This window comes from Pseudohaliea sp. (assembly GCF_040217025.1).
GTDB lineage: Bacteria > Pseudomonadota > Gammaproteobacteria > Pseudomonadales > Halieaceae > Pseudohaliea.
The window spans coordinates 1,307,448-1,325,006 of the sequence record NZ_JAVJOA010000008.1 but is presented as its reverse complement, the minus strand read 5'-3'; the positions used below and the strand labels follow the sequence as shown (position 1 = coordinate 1,325,006).

Genomic DNA, 17,559 nt, shown 5'->3' with positions numbered 1-17,559 from the left:
GCTACAGTGAGATCGAAGCCGCTATCCGCCCGACTTCACGCTGGCACCGTAGGCTGCGATGACCGGGCTGAAGTCTTCCTGACTGATTTCGACATTGATGATGTAGGGCCTGCCGGTAGACACAGCTCGCCGCAGGGCCGCACCGATCTCGTCAAAGTCCCGAACAAGCTCTCCATCGATTCCCCAGATTTCTCCGAGCTTTTCGTAATGGAGCATTTCACTGAACTCAGTGGCCAGGTTGCCGTGCTCGGCGACGGCCGCGGGACGTATGAGCTGTTCAGTGCCCTTTATCACACCCCACGCGGAATCGTTTGCAATAACGACAATGAGAGGAATCTGGAAACGGGCAACCGTATCCAATTCGGTGGCGTGAAAGCCGAAGCTGCCGTCACCGGTGAACAGCAGCACAGGTTTCCTGCGACCAAACCAGGCTCCAATCGCGAATCCGAGCCCGGTGCCGATGGTGCCGTTCGGCCCCCAACTGATCAGTTGTCCAGGTGCCGAAACTGTCACGGCCTCACGAATCCACAGGGAGGAGTCACCACCGTCGGCTACCACCGTGAATTCGGGCTGCTCCCGGCGGAGGAATTCCGCGACTTCGTGAGCGCAGCGTCCGGGGTGCATAGGTTGTTTAGACGAATTGAAGCCTGTGAGCCAGGCAGTTCGCTCCTGCTCCGTATACGCAACCGACTGCTCAAGCCAGGCTTGCGACGTTTCGGCAACGCTGTGCCCGTCGAGCGCTTCCAGCAGTTGCGCGCAGACGCCGTCTGGTGCTGCCGAGAGCGAACGGTCAGATGGGTGTATACCGCGAATGATCTGGTGGCTGTCGGTATGAACGGATACCAGTGCTGCGCCACGGCGATTTGCGGCAGACACCATTGCGGCACGAAAGTCAGGGCGCACCTGCAAGCAAAGGATAAGGTCAGCATTGACAACGGTTGAGACACCAGCTCGCAGCCGTGGATATGCTGCCTCATCGCCAACGAAACCCCGGGCCAGCCCTATGGGGTGAACAGGCATGCCGAGTTGCCGAGCCAGGGCTGCTATTTTCGCTGCTGCATCAGGGAAATATCGAATCCCATCCCCGACCACCAGGACGGGGCGCTCAGCCCGGGCCAGGGCCGCGGCAATTCCTTCCACGACCGAACGCTCCAGCAGGGGCGATGAGTACCGCCACGGCTGTGGTAGCCGATCTGCCCACTTCGAGTCGCAGTTCGCTGACAACACATCCGCAGGCACCTCGAGGTATGCCGGTCCAGGGGCATCGCCGCAGGCGTTGCGAAAGGCTTCCGCAACGTATTCTCCCAGCCGGTGCGTAGCATACACGCGTCTGCTCCAGACGCTGCAGGGAGACATGATTTCAAGGGTGTTGGTCTCCTGCATCTGCCGGGTATCCAGCGCCCCAAGCGCCGCACCCCCGCCGATATGGAGGAGGGGAGAACCCTGGTCCCGGGCCTCCACCATGGCGGTCGTGGCGTTGAGCACCCCCGGTCCCGCCGTGGTGATTATCACACCAGGCTTTCCCGTGGTCTGCGCATAACTGTTAGCGGCATAACCTGCAGCCGCCTCGTGACGGACGTCGACGATCTCTATCCCAAGCGTCTTGCAGCCGTAATAGGCCGGCATGATGTGCGCACCGCACAGGGTGAAAACACGTTCCACCCCCTCATTCGCCAGCGCCTGCGCCAGCAACAAGCCCCCGTCGATTTTGCCTGACACGGCGCTCATCCCTCGAGCTCCCTGTAGGGCACGCCTTTATCGGGCCGGTAATCCTGGGGAAGCCCCAGCACGCGCTCCGCAATGGTGTTCTTGAGGATCTCGTCGGTGCCGCCCGCCACTCTTCCGGCGGGCGCGCGAATCCAGGAGGCCTGGAAACTCTCGTTCATTTCCGCGGCGGGATCGATCGCAACGCCATCGGCGCCCATCAGATCCATGGCGGCCGCCGCCAGGCGCTGACGCTTTCCTGAGACTACCAGTTTGCGGATGGAGCCTTCCGGGCCCGGTTCCTTTCCCTCCGCGATGCTTTGCAGTGCGCGGGCATGGATTTCGTTGAGCCCGACATCCTGCACCAGCGTGTCGACGATAACCTGACGTGCCGCAGGATTTTCGAGGGCGCTGACGCCTCCGCATGTCACGGATCGCGCAAGCTGCATGAAATCTCTCACACTGGGTCCGTAGCCAGACACGTCGCTGACGGTATAACGTTCTATCATCAACGTTTCCAGGGCTACCCTGAACCCGGCGCCGACCTCACCCATGCGCTGTATATCCGGGACCCGGACGTCGTCGAAGAACACCTCATTGATTGAAGTCTGGCCGTGCAAAGGGCGTACCGGCCTTACCGTAATTCCAGGCGCGCGCATATCGACAAAAAACATCGTCAGGCCCTTGTGCTTGGGTAGACTGTCGTCGTGACGCACAAGCACGATGCCGTAATCGGCGTATTGCGCCCAGGTAGTCCACAGCTTCTGTCCGCTGAGAATCCAGCTATCGCCTTCCCGGCGCGCCCGCATTCGCAGCGCCGCCAGGTCGGAACCGGCATTCGGCTCGGAGAAAAGCTGGCACCAGAGCTGATCGCCGCGCAGTGCCGGTGTCACCAGGGCCCGCTTCTGTTCCTCCGTGCCGTAACGGATCAGCATCGGTACGGGCATACCAAGGCTGGTATTGAAGTACTGCGGCGTGTCAAAGCGGAGTTCCTCTTCCGCAAATATCAGCTTTTCTACGACGTGGCCCTCCGAACCGCCGTATTCCTTCGGAAAGGTTATGGCACCGTAGCCGGCCTTGAATTTGGTTTTCTGCCATTTCTGGCCCAGTGCGAAATCCTCGTCGGCGGTGCGCTCCCCGGTGGCTGCCTTGCTGAAAGCCGGCGCATACTCTTCCAACCAGTCGCGCGCCTGCTTTCGGTACACCTCTGTGTCAAACGCGCTCATACGGCCACCTCTGCGGATTTTCCAAACTCATGAATGATGCGTTGGCTCCAGAAGTCGACGGCACCCAGCTCCAGGGCCAGCGCGCGCGATCGCCGATAGAAAAGGTGGCAGTTGGACTCCCAGGTACAGCCCATGGCCCCGTGCACCTGAATCGTCTCCGTCGCGGCGAATTCCAGGGCCTGGATGGCGCTGTAGCGCGCGCAGGCCGAGTGCAGGGGCCAGCCGGCTCGATCATCCAATCGATCCAGGGCGACAGCCGCATTGCCGCCAGCTATTTCTATATTGGCGTACATATCCGCCAGCTTGTGCTTGATGGCCTGAAACTTGCCTATCACCTGTCCGAAGGCTTTGCGCTCCAGGGCATAATTCACGCTCATCTGCAGGCACTCCCGGGCAGCACCGAGCTGTTCCAACGCAGTGAAAGTCGCGGCTTCGGATACGGTGCGCAGCACATCGCTCTCCTCCAGTAAGTCAGCGTCGGCATTCTCGAACTCGATATTGGCCACGCGGCGCGTTGCATCGATGGTATTGATCCGGGTAAGCCTGCAGGAATCTGCATCCAGGTCCACCAGCGCAAGCCGGCTCTGAAGGGAATCACCCATCCGCACGCTGACCATCGCCAACCGGGATTCAAGCGCGCAGGGCACTGCCTTCTTCCTGCCGCTGATAAGACCGTCCTTGTAAATCACGCTCCCGGTGGCCAGTGGAGAGGAATCCCCGGGCTCGCTCAAGGCCAGCGCGCAGCGTTGCTCACCGCTGGCGAGTGACTCCACGTATCTGTCTTTCTGATCAGGGGAACCCCAGCGTTCAAGCGCCCGGCAAATGGCATAGCTCTGCGCAAACGCCAGCGGTGCGGCTACCGCGCCGGTCTCGGTCAGCACCGCGGCGAGTTCGTCCATGGAAGCCCCGCTACCACCGAGCGCTTCGGAAAGACTCATACCCTGCAGGCCCAGTTCTGCGGCCGATTGCCAACATGCCTGCAACGGATCAACGGTGCCGTCTAGCACCTCGCGAAATGCATCAAATGTCCATGTATCTCGACACCAACGCCTCACCTGGTCGCGAACTATATTGACTTGAGTTGTCGCCTCTGAGTCCATCCGGTTTCCTTGATTCCATGCCTTTACCAGGCATCCATGGGTCTGGATATCTGCCAGGGTCGGCCAGCATCGCTGGAGATAATGCCGCGGGTAATCCATTGGCGCGTTGTCGCGGGATCGATGATGTCGTCAATTTCGAACAACCTCGCCGCATTGAAGCCACTGCCGCGCTCGTATACTTCAGCCACCAGTTCTTCATAGCGCTTCACGCGCTCGTCGAGATTTTCTATGGCGGCGAGTTCATCCCGGTACTTCTGTTTCACCATGCCCTCGAGGTTCATTACCCCGAACTCGGTTGAAGGCCAGCCCACGCAGAACACCGGCACCCGGGAGCTGCCACCGACCATCGCTACAGCGCCACCGCCGTAGGCTTTCCTGAGAATGATGGAAAACATCGGCACGGACAGGTTCGCCAGGCGCAACATGACCCGGGCGCTGTGCCTGGCAATCGCGGTCTTCTCGGCTTCGGGACCGATCATCATTCCCGGTGTATCGACAAGAGTCAGCACCGGAATGCCGTAGCGCTCACAAAGGCCGGCGAATCGTGCAATTTTGTCCCCGGCTTCGCTGTCGATAGCGCCGCCCAGGTGCGAGCTGTTGTTGGCGATGACACCCAGGGGCCTGCCTTCCACGCGCAGGAAACAGGTGACGACGCCGGCGCCATACCCGGCCCGGAGTTCCAGGACGGAATCGCTGTCCGCCACAGCACGGATAATCCTGCGAGTGTCGTAGGCCTGCTTCCTGTTTTTGGGGATGAGCTGGCGCAGTACGCGCTGATCCTCACATTTCCAGCCTGAGAGCCGCCCCTGGAAGTAGGACACCAACAGGGTGATTTTTTCGACCATCTCCCTGTCGTCCCGGACCACGACGTCGGCGACCCCGTTGCGGCTGTGCACCGCTGCGGGGCCGATTTCCTCCGAGCGGTATACACCCATGCCCGCTCCGTCCAGCACCACTGGGCCGCCCATACCGATATTGGAATTTTCGGTGGCGATGATGATATCCATCATCCCGAGAATGAACGCGTTACCGGCGAAGCAGCGACCTCCCACGGAGCCAATCATCGGAATCCGCGAACTTGCCCTGGCCACCATTTCAAAAGTACGCAGGTTGAGTCCGCCGACCATCGGACTGTGATCCGTCTCACCCATGCGGCCGCCGGCTCCCTCCGCATGAAAAATCAGCGGTAGCCTCTGTTCCATGGCCAGTTCCACCATGCGATCCGTCTTGGCGTGGTTGTACATCCCCTGGCTGCCGGCGAAGACGGTGTTGTCGTAGCCGCAGAACACCGCCCTGGACGCCTCGGGGCCGAACTGTCCCGCGTTGACGCTTCCGATTCCGCAAACGAACCCGTCAGCCGGGGACTTCACCATCAGCTCTTCCAGAGAGCGCTTTCTGGACTGTGCAGCCAGCGCCAGGCCGCCATACTCGACGAAGCTGTCCTCATCGAACAGCGCCGAGACGATCTCACGCACCGTCATCCGGCCGCGACCGTGCCAGTCGTCCACCACGGCCGGCCTGGCATCATCCAGGGTGGCGGCCTTGCGTCGCTGCAGTTCCGCGAGCGCTTCACTGATGTGCTCAAGGTCGTAGCTGATCTCTTCAGCCGTATCGTCCTCGGTCTCACTGCCATCAGCGTCCAACAGGACGATATGTTGCTGTGCCTGGACGATATCTCCAACTGACATGGCTACTGTCTTTACCGTACCCGAGACATCCGCGGAGACCGAGTGCTCCATTTTCATCGACTCGATTACGGCAATGACGCTTCCGCGATCGACCCGCTGCCCCGGCTCCACCGCAACAGAGACAACCGTGCCCTGCAGCGGCGCCGAAATCCCATGCAAACCTTGCGCAACATCAGACGCCCGACCACTGACGGCCTCGACCTGATTGCCAGCCGTGCGAAAGTAATTAAGGGCCGCCAGCGGGTCAGCCCTGTCCAGTGCGCTATCGACAGCGGAGGCAGCTGCGGTTTTGCCAAGCCCCGTGGGCGTCAGCGCCGCCGCTTCTTCCAGCAGCGACGCCAGTTCGGCATCAAGGAAACGCGTGTTTACGCCATATGCCTCCACTTCCGGGCGCCGTAACAGCACGCGCAGCAGATCCCGATTGGTCTCGACACCAGGCAAATCGAGTTCGTCAAGCGCTTGCAGGGCCATGCGCCGGACATTGGGGTAGGCATGCTCGCCTTCCCTGGCGGTGACGATGAGTTTCGCCATCATCGAATCAAAGTTTGGATTGGGCGAGTAACCCGGATAGACGTGGGTATCGACCCGAATACCGGGGCCGCCCGGAAAGCAACAGGCATTGATGGTGCCGCTCGAGGGGAGAACCGAGCCGTCCGGCTGCAGGGCCTCGGCGTTGATACGCAGTTGAATAGAGCAGCCCCGGGGGGTGACATCCGTATCCAGCCGGAGATCGGCCAGACTGGCGCCGGCCCCGAGCTGCAACTGTGCCTGGACGATATCCACACCCGTGGTCTCTTCGGTGATAGTGTGCTCAACCTGGAGCCGGGTGTTCGCCTCCATGAAATAGAAGCTGCCGGGCGTCTCCGCGGCATCTCTACTGCAATCCAGCAAAAACTCGATCGTACCGGCGCTTCTATAGGAAACTGCCCTGGCCAGCCTTACCGCGGCATCGCACAGGCGCTCGCGAAGTTCATCACCGATGTAGGGGGCGGGACAGATCTCCACCACTTTCTGGAAACGACGCTGGAGACTGCAGTCTCTTTCACCGAGATGGATGATGCCCCCTTGACCATCGCCCAGGACCTGCACCTCGATATGGCGCGCCTTGGGGAGAAATTGCTCCACGTAAACGTCGGGGTTGCCGAAGAATTTCTCGGCTTCTGACCTGGCCCGTGCGTAGGCCTCCGGCAGTTCCTCAAGCTGTTTGACGATGCGCGTACCGCGGCCACCGCCACCGGCGACCGCTTTGACCATAATCGCCGCGCCGTCATCCAACTCACTGAAAAATGAGGTCGCCTGTTCCAGACTGACGGGCGTCGCGGTGCCCGCCAGTACCGGCACCCCCACCTGTTCCGCCAACTTCCTGGCGGCAGCCTTGTCGCCAAGTTGACGCATGGACTCCGCCGAGGGACCGACGAACTGTATCCCGGCGGATTCACAGGCCGCAGAGAGTTCGGCGCTCTCACTGAGGAAGCCATATCCCGGATGCAGCAATTTACAGCCCTGTTCGGAAGCAATGCGGATAAGCCTGCCTGCGTCGAGGTACGCACTGTAGCCGGTACCCGGCAGACCCACCGCGGCTGCCGTAGCGCGCACATGCGCACTGTCTTTCTCGTCTTCGCTGAACACGCCGACGCTGCGATAGCCCAGCGCCGCCGCGGCGCGGGCTATGCGAATAGCGATCTCGCCTCGATTGGCGATCAGGACTGATGGAGAATCCGATGGCAGCGGCACGGCAATTACCTGCGCCAGGAACCCGACCCACAGCTGCGATAGCCGAGAGCGCGGTATGTGGCATCTACCAGGGCCTGGCATTTTTCCGGCACGCCCGGCGTGGGTGCCATGCGGTTCATGGCGTAGCCAAAGCTGATGCCACACTCGGGGTCCGCAAAGCCCAGGGAACCACCGGCCCCGCCATGTCCGAACGCCCTCGAACCCAGGACCATGCTGCTTTCCGGAATACCGGACCAGCGGTTATCCACCGACTTCTGGAAACCCAGTGACCAGCGTGTACCAATGTACAGCGTCTGGTCCAGCGAGGTGGCGCTGGAGACTTCCTCCATGCGATACAGCGTGTCCTGCCCGACCCACTGCTTATCCCGGAACTGCCCCGACGTGGCAAAGGGCGCATAAACTGTGGCAAGCCCTCGGCCGTTTGCCAGTGCATTGCCGGCGGGAATCTCCACCGCCTGCGCCTCAGCGGAGTTCACGGCGTCGCCCGTCGCATAGCCGCCGGAATTCAATACGAACAGGGCCGGGATGCTTTCGGGGTCGCTGTGGATCAACCGGGTACTTTCCGTTTCCGCCCAGTTACCCTTTTCCGACGGCTCGATGAATTCTATCCGCGAGACCCGGCTGCGCTCGCTCTCCGGCAGCCCTATCCACACGTCAGCCGACAGCGGCTCCGCGATTTCGCGGCGCAGGAACTGACCAATCGTGGTGCCGGTGATCCTGCGAAAAACCTCCCCCAACAGGTGTCCGTAGGTCAAACCGTGGTAACCCACCGACGTGCCGGGCTTCCAGAACGGCTTTTCGTTCGCCAGGAGCTCGCAGATGTAGTCGAAGTCCAGAAAGCCACCCTGCTTGACCGGGGTCTTGAGAACCGGCAGCCCCAGCGAGTGATTGAGAATCATGGAGACCCGGGCCAGCTCTTTGCCGTTCGCGACAAACTCCGGCCAGTACTCCGATACCGGCGCCTCCGGGTCCAGCTGTCCGCGGTCTATCAGCAGATGGGCACAGAGCGCCGCCAGGCCCTTGGTGCTGGACATGACGGGGACCAGCGTATCTGTTGTCCACGGTTGCTGACGGGCACTGTCCACGTGGCCGCCATGGAGATCCAGAGCCAACCTGCCTTCGTGGTAAATACAGAGACTGGCACCGAGTTCATCCCTTTCCCGAAAGTTTTTCGCGAACTCTTCAACGACCGGATGAAACAGGTTGTTGCTCCAGCCCTTTATGGATGCAGGCTCCACGGCCATGTCGATGTCGTTACCAGCCATCAGCGCTCTCGCCCCCTGTTGTTTGTAGCGATATCGGAGCCAACCTGAATTATGCGATTGTATAATGCCATTTTAGCTGCTAAAAGTAGCAGTATTTGCCACTATATACAAATATATCGTTTTGCGGGGAGAGATAAAACAATGTCGCTACTCGACGCACTCGCTCCTGACCTCTGGCTCTGCTCCGGCCCCCAGACCTTCCTGGGCTTACATATCGGGTCGACGATGACTATCGTGAGACTGCCCGATGGCCAGCTACTGCTTCACTCTCCGGTACCCATCGGCACAGAAACGGCCGGCGCCATCGACGAGCTCGGAGAGGTAGCCCATATCCTGTGCCCGAATTGCTACCACCATATGCACGCGGCCGACGCCATGGATATATGGCCGGGCGCGAGACTGTACGGCCCTCGTGGACTCGAGAAGAAACGACCCGACCTGCAGTTCGATGAATTCCTCGAGGACCTGACGGCCAGCAGTTTCGGCGGGGTTTTCGAGTTCCGCCACATCGACGGCAGCATGCTGGACGAGACCGTTCTGTTCCATACCCCTAGCGGGACCCTGGTGACCTCGGACCTCGTGGAAAATTTCCATCACAACGATCACTGGTTCACGCGCTGGTATTTGAAGCTCGGTGGTGTCTACCGGAAAGTGGGATGGCATCCGCTGCTCAGGTTGATGTACCGGGACCGTCGCGCCGCCAGGCAATCTATTGAGGGCATCCTGCAGTGGCCCATCGAGCGCGTCGTGGTCGCCCACGGCGACAATATTCTCGAACAGCCCGTGGCCACCCTGCGACAAGGTCTGGCTTGGCTGCTGGACCAATAACCACTACATCGGTGCCAACAGCGTGTTGGAGACTATTGCATGACGGAAGAACACTACGAAACCCTGCTGGTGCGCAGGGAGAACAACGTCGCCTGGCTATATATCAACCGCCCGGAAGCACAGAATGCGATCAACGTAAAAATGGTGGCGGAGCTGCGGGATTTTTTTTACGGGCTCTATGAGGATCGCGAAACCCGGCTTGTGGTTCTGGCCGCTAAAGGCCGTCATTTCTGCGCCGGGCTGGACATCAAGGAAGCGACCAGCGGCGCGCAGCGGGATGTATTCGGGGCCGGACTGGGATTCCAGCGCTACCTTTCCCAGGTATTCATCCACATGCGGCGCTGCCCCCAACCGATCCTGGCACTGGTTCACGGCGCCGCCTGTGGAGGCGGGTTCGCGTTTGCACTGGCCGCGGATGTGCGCATCGCAGCGGAATCCGCCCGGATGAATGCTGCTTTCGTTCGCGTCGGCCTGTCTGCCTGCGATATGGGACTCAGCTACCATTTACCCCGGCTGGTCGGGACCTCGGTGGCCTCGGAGCTAATGATGACCGGGAGGTTCATACACGCGGAGCGCGCCCTGCATACGGGCCTGGTGTCGGAAGTTGTCCCCGACGGCGAGCTGGAGAGCGCTGCAGCGAGCTATATAGAGGATATGCTGCTGGTCTCCCCACTGGCGCTGCGTCTGACCAAGGAGGGCCTGAATATGGGTATCGATGCCCCGAACCTGGAAGCCGCCGTGGCGATGGAAGATCGCAACCAGATCATGTGCTCGCGCACCAAGGATACCGCGGAAGCCATGTTCGCCTTTCTCGAAAAGCGGAAGCCCGAATACACCGGACGTTGACCCGGCTAACGCGCCTTTTTGATGCGCACCGGGATACCGGTCATGTGTGCCTGGTTGCTGAGCGACTCGTAGCTTCCCGGCCCGGTGGGCAGCAATTCATTGACATTGGTTCCAGGGTACCGACTGGCAACCGATAGACTCTCATTGTCGCGATGCCCCCACCCATGGGTCATTGCCGCCACACCGCGGCGAAGATCCCGATCTATCTGCAGCGGACATTCGACGGCGCCGAACTCACTGGACACTACCACCGTGTCGTCCTCTCCCAGTCCGAGCGAGTCGGCATCGTCGGGATTGAGAAAGATCGGGTTGTCCCTGGCGTTGCGCCGCTTGAGCGCTTCCAGGTTATTCAGCCAGCTGTTCATCATGTAGTTGGTTCTGAGCGTGATCAGCTTGATCTGGTCCGCCGGCTCTGCCGAAAGCTCCCGGTAGATCTCCCGGGCCTTCAACAGCGCCTCCGAGAATGCCGCGGGGAAACAATCGATCAGTCCGTCGTCGTGCTGAATCCCGGAACGAAAGACTTCATCGGGGGCAGGTTTCGGCAAGACCATCACCTGGGGTGAAGCGTCCTTTATAGAATCCAGCTCGATGCCGGCCCGCCTCAAGTCCCTGGCAATCCGTTCGAGGTGGTTCGCCGGCGGCGTATCCTCGGCCCCGGGTTCGTTCCAGGCCTGGAGCAGCTGCTGGAAAATCCACCATTCCGGCTTGCGCTCATGGGCAGGCTCGACCACCGCATCGGTGTACTGCAGGTAGGGCTGCAGCTGGTTGCCCTGGGAAACAAAGTTGATGTCTTCCCGCTCCAGCCAGTCCGTCGCCGGCAGCTGGTAATGCGCGAACCTAGACGTTGCGTTGGGGTATATATCGATGGTCACCAGCAAATCCAGTTCGCCGAGCGCCTTGCGAAGCCGCACTTCGCCGCCCATGGAAAGCAAGGGGTTGCCGGCCAGGCAAATCAGCGCGCGTGTTCTTCCCGACGCGATATGGTCTGCGAGCAAATTACCCGGCAGCAGGCCGATCACTCGTCGCAATCTGCCGAAATCCGATTCGAAGTAGGGGTCGACGTCCCGGGAGACCTTGCCGGCGGCGGCCGACGCCGGATAACCGGGTGAATAGACGTTGCCGCCGCATCTGCCGAGATTCCCCGTCACCAGTGAAAGCATCTGCAACAGCCAGTAGGTCAGGGTTCCCAGCCTTCCCATATTGGCCCCGGTGGCCATGTAGGCTGCCGCGGAATCGGACTGGGCAAAGTCCCGCGCGAGATCCTCTATGGCGCCAGCAGTCACCCCCACGACATTGGTGACCTTAGCAGCCTTGTACTCTCGCACCAGGTTTCTCAGTTCATCGAGCCCTCGGCTTATCGTCGACAGGGCCGCCTCGTCACACCACCCCTCCTCGAAGATCGTGTTCAATATGGCGGCCAGCAGGAAAAAGTCGGTATCCGGTTTGACCTGCAGCACTTCGCCGGTGTTGGGGCCGGCCGATTCTATCTTGCGCGGATTGACGTGCACCACGCGACCACCGCGCCTGACGATATCGCGGATCTTTCCCATCGGGTCCGACACGTTGACGAAGGTCATGTGGGAGATTCTTGGGTTGCTGCCAATGCTCAGAAGAAAGTCGGTGTTGTCGAGGTCAGGCAGCGGGTGGACGCTGATGCTGCCGTAGACGGCCTCGGCCGCGGCGAATTTGTTGGTGGTGTCCTGGGTGGTGGACCCGAACAGGTCTCTCGCCCCGATGGAATAGGCGAACTTTCGCGTGCCGTAACGGGCGGTACTGTTGAAGGCCGAAGGGTTGCCAATGAACATGGCGACGGATTCCGGGCCATGCTCCTCTTGAATCCGTCGTATTCGACCGGCGATGTCATCAATCGCCTGGTCCCAGGCGACGGGCTCGAATCCTGCTCCAGCGCCTGTCGCCTCTCGCCGTCGCAGGGGAAAATTGAGTCTGTCCGGGTCGTTGTGTACGTCGAGAAACTTCAGCCCCTTGTGGCATGCGAAACCCTTGTGGACCGGGTGACTCCTGTCAGGAGCGAGTTTGACGATCACGTTATCGTCGGTGTCGGAGAGCTGCGCCTCGAGGCCGCACAGGGGCTCACAGAGTCGGCAAAAGGTCTTCACGGTTTTGTTCACGATGGTGCCACCTGCTGTTCGAGTTCATCGCGGATCTGCTTTTTCAGGATTTTCCCTGAAGCGTTTCGCGGAATCGCATCCACCACGGTCATCGAGCGCGGAATCTTGAAGGCAGCGAGGCGATCGCGCAGGAACTGGTCGAGTTCCTCGGCGTCCATCGAGCCGCCCTCCCGAATCACCACTACCGCGTGCGGCGACTCGCCCCACTCTTCATTGGGCCTTGCGACCACTGCAACATCGAGCACGTCGGGGTGTTGCTCGATGGCGCTCTCGATCTCTGCGGGATACAGATTTACGCCGCCGGAAATGATCATGTCCTGCTTGCGATCGCAGATGTAGACATAGCCCTCCTCATCGAGGTACGCCACGTCTCCAACCGTCTGGAAACCATCGCGATGGCAGCGCAGGTAGCTGTCGCTGTCCTTGTAATAGCTTTCAAAAACACCGTGCCCGCGGGCGTAGAGCTCTCCGGGCGTATTCGGCGCAAGGATCTGCTGCCCGGCTTCGTCATACAGCCTGAGTTCGATGCCCTTTACCGCGCGCCCGCAGGAACCGACCTTCACGAGTTGCTCTTCGGGATACAGCAACGTCGTCGTTCCCAGCTCGGTGGAGCCGTAGCTTTCGTACAGAGAATGCTTGGGAAAATGCTCCAGGTAGCTGAGCTTGAGTGCCTGGGACCAGGGCGCGGCGTTGGCTATCAGGACGCGCACCGACTCGGTCGAGTAGCGGGCCAGCACTTCGGGCGGCAGTTGGCAGATCCGACGGATCGGTGTCGGCGCCGCAAAACTGTGGGTGACCCCGTACTTTGACACCAGGCGCAACCAGTTTTCGGCGTTGAACTTGCGCTGGATGACAGCGAGGCAGCCGCTCTTCGTCGCCGCCTCGAGGAATGTGCGTGGTCCCGAGTGATAAACCGGCCCGCTTGTGATGTAAACATCACCGGGCTCATAGGCGATGTCATCCAGCCAGGGGTTGGCTGCAGGATCGAAAGGTGGGCGAATGACGCCTTTTGGGCGACCCGTGGTGCCCGAGGTATAGGTCAATGTCCCGCCTCCATGGTCTTCCGGCGGCGGCAGGGGCGCTGCGTGAACACCCCGGATCAGAGCCTGCAGGCGTTCACCCGGACCAGCGTCCCCCGCCCCGTAGTAGAGCCGGTGCTGGATATTTTCAAAGCGATCCTGGATGCGCGCTAGCAGCGGCGCCGCTTCCTGGTCGAACAGTATGCAGCGCGCGTCCGAGTGATTCGCGATGTAGAGCGCCTCTTCCGGCGCAAGTTGATAGTTCAGGGCGACGGAGACCCCACCGAGCTTCCTCGCGGCATTGATGATCGCCACCGCCCATACCGAATTGGGCCCGGACCAGAGGATGTTCTCTCCCCCCCGGATTCCGAGATTGCAAAGAACCCGGGCAATACGGTTGGCGTTGTCCTCCAGTTCCCTGAAGCTCCACTCGCAGTAATGCGCCTCGAGATCATCGGTGACCAGCGCCGGCGCGTCGCCGCGCCGCCCGGCTACCTCGGTAAGAATGTCTTGCATGCAGCGAAGGCTCCGACAGCTGATGGGCAGGATCGGTATCGACGATAATAGTTTTGCAAGACCTCTATTACAAATTAATCGTTTTTATAGCCCGAAATATCAACGACAAATAGCCGTTTGCCGACAAATGATCTATGCTTCCGGCGCAGACTCACACCTATACGGTGCGCTGACACGGCACTTACCCGGCAGCGCGGAGCAGCGAGATGTCACAGATTGATCTGCAAAAGGCCGCGGCCACTGCAACGGTATTCCTGGACCGGGCGGATAAGGGAAATGCTCTGTCCACGGGCATGATCACGCGCCTGACCGAGGTCATGGAGGAACTGGCCGACCAGCAGGATGTCGCCGTGGTTGTGATACGCGGTCGGGGGAATCACTTCTGCGTGGGCGCCGATCTCAAGGAGTGGCTGGAGCTCCAGAATTCGGGTGACCTGACGCTACGCGACAAGCACAGCATAGCCGAGCAGGGGGCGAAGTTGCTCAATGCCATCCAGGCACTGCCCCAACCCACTATCTGTGCCACCCAGGGCATCGCCAACGGCGGCGGTGCCTGTATCGCCGTCGCCTGTGACTTCAGGGTTGCCGAGCGCGGCGCCTCGATGGGCTTCGGTGAGGTCACCGTGGGCATGAACCTGATGTGGGGCGGACTGCCACTATGCACCCGCTTGATCGGCCCGGCGAGAGCCAAGCGCATGATCATGTCGGGCAAGCAGTTCCCGGCTGAAACCCTGAGTGAGTGGGGCATGGTCGACTACACAGTCGACGAGGGCGACATTGACGCCGGCGTGCAATCACTGGTGGAAGAGTTCAGTGGCCTGCCGCCGATTGCGCTGCGCATGATCAAGCGGAGTATCAACGCCGTCAGCGGCGCCTCGGACGCCGCCGTCATGCATATGCAGTCCGATCAATGGCTGCTTGCCGCCGCTACGGAAGACTGCCAGGAGGGATTGAAGGCATTCTTCGAGCGGCGCGAGCCCCGGTTCACCGGCAACTGAGCAGGCGGCGTCTATGGAGCTAAAAACCACCACCTATCGCGTAGAGGACCGGGTGGCTGTGCTGACCCTGTCTCGCCCTGATCAGCGCAACGCCTGGAACGCCGATATGAACACTGAGGTCAGGCAACTCATGGCCAGGGCGGTGCGCGACCAGGAGGTGCGGGTAATCGTGCTGACCGGCGCGGGCGAAAGCTTCTGTGTCGGCGCCGACATGGCGGCGGCCGCCGCCGGCGCGGCCACGCAGCCCGCCACCAGCGACAACGATGCCGAAGCCTTCAGCGGACGCATGTCAGCTGGCTTCTCCACGAAATTCTCCTATTTCCCCCGGGTACAAAAACCCGTCATCGCGGCAATCAACGGCGCCTGCGCCGGGCTGGGACTGGTGCTGGCGCTGTACTGCGACATCCGCTTTGCCGCGAGTGACGCGAGATTTTCCACCGCGTTTTCCCGTCGGGGGCTGGTCGCGGAGCACGGCGTGGGCTGGCTCCTGCCGCGCATTGCCGGTCCGTCAAATGCCGCGGACCTGTTGCTGTCAGGGCGCAAGTTCGACGGCGACGAGGCGGCTCGCCTGGGGCTGGTGAACCGTGCTGTGTCGCCAGGAGATCTGATGGGCGAGGTCATGAGCTATGCCTCTGATATCGCCGCCAATGTATCGCCCCGCGCCATGCGGGAAATCAAGCGTCAGCTATGGAGCGGACTGGAACAGGAACTGCGCGAGGCGATCGACGATGCGGATACAGCCATGGCGGAAAGCCTTGCCAGCGAGGACTTTCGCGAGGGCGTGGCGCACTTCCGGGAAAAGCGGCAGGCGAGATTCCGGGGAATCACCGGCGACCACATCGATCCTGAGGAGGACTGAGCGACATGAGCGACTTCGAACTGAGCTTGCAAGCCCTGATAGCCACACGGGCCAGGGAAATGCCGGATGGAGTCGCTCTCCGGCACACCGAGGGGTCGAGCCTGAATTGGCAATCATTCCTGGAGGGCAGCCTGGCGATGGCGGACGCGCTGCAGATGGCCGGCGTGCGAGAGAGCGAGACTGTGGCTTCGATGTTTCCGAACTCCATTGATGCCGCCATAGCCTGGGCGGGTTGTGGCTGGCTGGGCGCCATAGAGGCGCCTATCAACACGTCGTTTCGACTGGACTGGCTGGCCCATGCGTTCAACCTGAACGGGGCTCGCATGCTGCTGGCTCACCGGGAGTTCCTCCCGGCCGTCTGGGAAATCGAGCGCAGGCTTGAACACCTCGAAATGATTGTCGTCTTCGGCGGAATGCCTGACACGCTGCCGCAGACAGGACTGCGGATAATGACTGCCGAGGAATTTCTCAGCCAGGCGAGCCCAAGGGAGCGACCGGTGCCCGGACTCTGGGACACAGCGGCCCTAATTATGACGTCGGGCACCACGGGGCCCTCCAAGGCCGTGGTGATCCCCTGGGGTCAGCTGGCAGCAGGATCCAATATCGACTGGGGCGTTCCGGTGGAGTCTGAAGTCATCTATTCACCATTCCCTCCCTACCATATCTCCGGCAAAGGGCCGGTCTACATGGCAGCCAGGCATCCGGGGTCGCGTGCAATCCTCGCGCCCCGGATGTCGGCCTCGGAATACTGGCCCCACATCAATGACTACGGCTGTACCCAGGCGGTCATGCTGGGCCCCATGGCAGAGTTCCTGATGTCACAGCCTCCGCGAGATGATGATGCCGCTAATCCACTCAAGCGGGTGCTGATGGCACCGGTGATCAAGGACATCGAAGCCTTCGTCAAGAGATTCGATGTCAATGTCTTCACCTGCTACAACATGACAGAGACGTCCATGCCGCTGGTTTCCGGCAGGGAAGCGCTCTTCGGCGAAGGCATAACGAGCTGCGGTAAAGCGCGGCCCGGCGTCGAGGCGAGGCTGGTGGACGAGAATGACCTCGAAGTGCCACCCAATACCCCCGGCGAGCTGATACTGCGCACGGAACCCTGGGAAATGAACCAGGGCTACTGGCGCATGCCGGAAGAGTCTTTCAAGGCCTGGCGGAATGGCTGGTTCCACACCGGGGATACCTTCATCAGGGATGAGGAAGGCAGGTTCTACTTCGCCGATCGTAAAAAAGACTATATTCGCCGCCGCGGAAACAATATCTCCAGTTTTGAAGTCGAGGCCTGCGTCAACCAGCACCCGGAGGTGATCGAGAGCTGCGCTGTCGCCGTGGCCTCCGAGATCAATGAGGATGAGGTGAAAATCGCCGTCGTGCTCACCCCGGACAGTTCCCTGGAGCCGCACGCGCTGCTCGAGTTCCTGCGCACACGAATGCCTGACTTCGCCCTGCCACGCTACATCGAATTTCTTCCTGAGCTTCCCAAAACCCAGGCGACACTGCGGATTCAGAAAGCCAGGATACGCGATGCAGGCGTGACCGCGGATACATGGGATAGCGCCGACGCAGGCTGACTGCCAGTCCGCACCGACCACGACCCATAGATCGGCCCCGCGGTGCTATGATTCCCGGCATCGAACG

The 17,559-nt window shown here is 61.0% G+C and carries 12 protein-coding genes; 5 read left to right on the top strand and 7 right to left on the bottom strand.

All coding sequences use genetic code 11. From position 1 onward, the window contains the following. Positions 1-21: 21 nt before the first annotated feature. The 5 genes from RKE50_RS10155 to RKE50_RS10135 are packed head-to-tail and all read right to left on the bottom strand — an operon-like array spanning position 22 to position 8,717. On the bottom strand, positions 22-1,728 hold the full coding sequence (locus tag RKE50_RS10155) for a thiamine pyrophosphate-binding protein (protein ID WP_350036286.1): 1,707 nt from the start codon (positions 1,726-1,728) through the stop codon (positions 22-24). Continuing rightward, positions 1,725-2,930, bottom strand: coding sequence for an acyl-CoA dehydrogenase family protein (locus RKE50_RS10150; RefSeq protein WP_350036285.1), 1,206 nt, complete (start codon positions 2,928-2,930; stop codon positions 1,725-1,727). The genes RKE50_RS10155 and RKE50_RS10150 overlap by 4 nt, the downstream gene beginning before the upstream one ends. Further along, on the bottom strand, positions 2,927-4,030 hold the full coding sequence (locus tag RKE50_RS10145; protein WP_350036284.1) for an acyl-CoA dehydrogenase family protein: 1,104 nt from the start codon (positions 4,028-4,030) through the stop codon (positions 2,927-2,929). The genes RKE50_RS10150 and RKE50_RS10145 overlap by 4 nt, the downstream gene beginning before the upstream one ends. Positions 4,031-4,053: 23 nt before the next feature. Continuing rightward, positions 4,054-7,452, bottom strand: coding sequence for a carboxyl transferase domain-containing protein (locus RKE50_RS10140; RefSeq protein WP_350036283.1), 3,399 nt, complete (start codon positions 7,450-7,452; stop codon positions 4,054-4,056). A gap of 5 nt (positions 7,453-7,457) precedes the next feature. Next, complete coding sequence (locus tag RKE50_RS10135) at positions 7,458-8,717, bottom strand: serine hydrolase domain-containing protein (protein WP_350036282.1); 1,260 nt, start codon at positions 8,715-8,717, stop codon at positions 7,458-7,460. Positions 8,718-8,951: 234 nt separating this feature from the next. Between RKE50_RS10135 and RKE50_RS10130 the strand changes: the two genes are divergently transcribed. Next, complete coding sequence (locus tag RKE50_RS10130; protein ID WP_350036281.1) at positions 8,952-9,545, top strand: hypothetical protein; 594 nt, start codon at positions 8,952-8,954, stop codon at positions 9,543-9,545. Positions 9,546-9,584: 39 nt separating this feature from the next. Then, a complete protein-coding gene (locus RKE50_RS10125; protein ID WP_350036280.1) occupies positions 9,585-10,391 on the top strand; it encodes an enoyl-CoA hydratase/isomerase family protein in 807 nt (268 codons plus the stop codon). Between the two features lie 5 nt (positions 10,392-10,396). Here the strand turns inward: RKE50_RS10125 and RKE50_RS10120 are convergent, their stop codons facing one another. Both RKE50_RS10120 and RKE50_RS10115 read right to left on the bottom strand, forming a co-directional pair. Then, on the bottom strand, positions 10,397-12,520 hold the full coding sequence (locus RKE50_RS10120) for a molybdopterin-containing oxidoreductase family protein (RefSeq protein ID WP_350036279.1): 2,124 nt from the start codon (positions 12,518-12,520) through the stop codon (positions 10,397-10,399). Then, on the bottom strand, positions 12,517-14,055 hold the full coding sequence (locus RKE50_RS10115; RefSeq protein ID WP_350036278.1) for a class I adenylate-forming enzyme family protein: 1,539 nt from the start codon (positions 14,053-14,055) through the stop codon (positions 12,517-12,519). The genes RKE50_RS10120 and RKE50_RS10115 overlap by 4 nt, the downstream gene beginning before the upstream one ends. Before the next feature lie 206 nt (positions 14,056-14,261). Here RKE50_RS10115 and RKE50_RS10110 point away from each other — a divergent pair, with 206 nt between their 5' ends. The 3 genes from RKE50_RS10110 to RKE50_RS10100 are packed head-to-tail and all read left to right on the top strand — an operon-like array spanning position 14,262 to position 17,492. Further along, positions 14,262-15,053, top strand: coding sequence for an enoyl-CoA hydratase/isomerase family protein (locus RKE50_RS10110; RefSeq protein ID WP_350036277.1), 792 nt, complete (start codon positions 14,262-14,264; stop codon positions 15,051-15,053). 13 nt (positions 15,054-15,066) lie between these two features. After that, entirely contained in the window at positions 15,067-15,912 is an 846-nt protein-coding gene (locus RKE50_RS10105; RefSeq protein ID WP_350036276.1) for an enoyl-CoA hydratase, read from the top strand. A gap of 5 nt (positions 15,913-15,917) precedes the next feature. Beyond that, positions 15,918-17,492: an AMP-binding protein gene (locus tag RKE50_RS10100; protein ID WP_350036275.1), complete on the top strand. Its 1,575-nt coding sequence runs from the start codon at positions 15,918-15,920 to the stop codon at positions 17,490-17,492. Positions 17,493-17,559 lie beyond the last annotated feature (67 nt).

Excerpts from the sequence above, each read along its gene's own strand:
- RKE50_RS10155 (WP_350036286.1), bottom strand. The coding sequence starts at position 1,728 with ATGAGCGCCGTGTCAGGCAAAATCGACGGGGGCTTGTTGCTGGCGCAG.
- RKE50_RS10150 (WP_350036285.1), bottom strand. The coding sequence starts at position 2,930 with ATGAGCGCGTTTGACACAGAGGTGTACCGAAAGCAGGCGCGCGACTGG.
- RKE50_RS10145 (WP_350036284.1), bottom strand. The coding sequence starts at position 4,030 with ATGGACTCAGAGGCGACAACTCAAGTCAATATAGTTCGCGACCAGGTG.
- RKE50_RS10135 (WP_350036282.1), bottom strand. The coding sequence starts at position 8,717 with ATGGCTGGTAACGACATCGACATGGCCGTGGAGCCTGCATCCATAAAG.
- RKE50_RS10125 (WP_350036280.1), top strand. The coding sequence starts at position 9,585 with ATGACGGAAGAACACTACGAAACCCTGCTGGTGCGCAGGGAGAACAAC.
- RKE50_RS10115 (WP_350036278.1), bottom strand. The coding sequence starts at position 14,055 with ATGCAAGACATTCTTACCGAGGTAGCCGGGCGGCGCGGCGACGCGCCG.
- RKE50_RS10110 (WP_350036277.1), top strand. The coding sequence starts at position 14,262 with ATGTCACAGATTGATCTGCAAAAGGCCGCGGCCACTGCAACGGTATTC.
- RKE50_RS10105 (WP_350036276.1), top strand. The coding sequence starts at position 15,067 with ATGGAGCTAAAAACCACCACCTATCGCGTAGAGGACCGGGTGGCTGTG.
- RKE50_RS10100 (WP_350036275.1), top strand. The coding sequence starts at position 15,918 with ATGAGCGACTTCGAACTGAGCTTGCAAGCCCTGATAGCCACACGGGCC.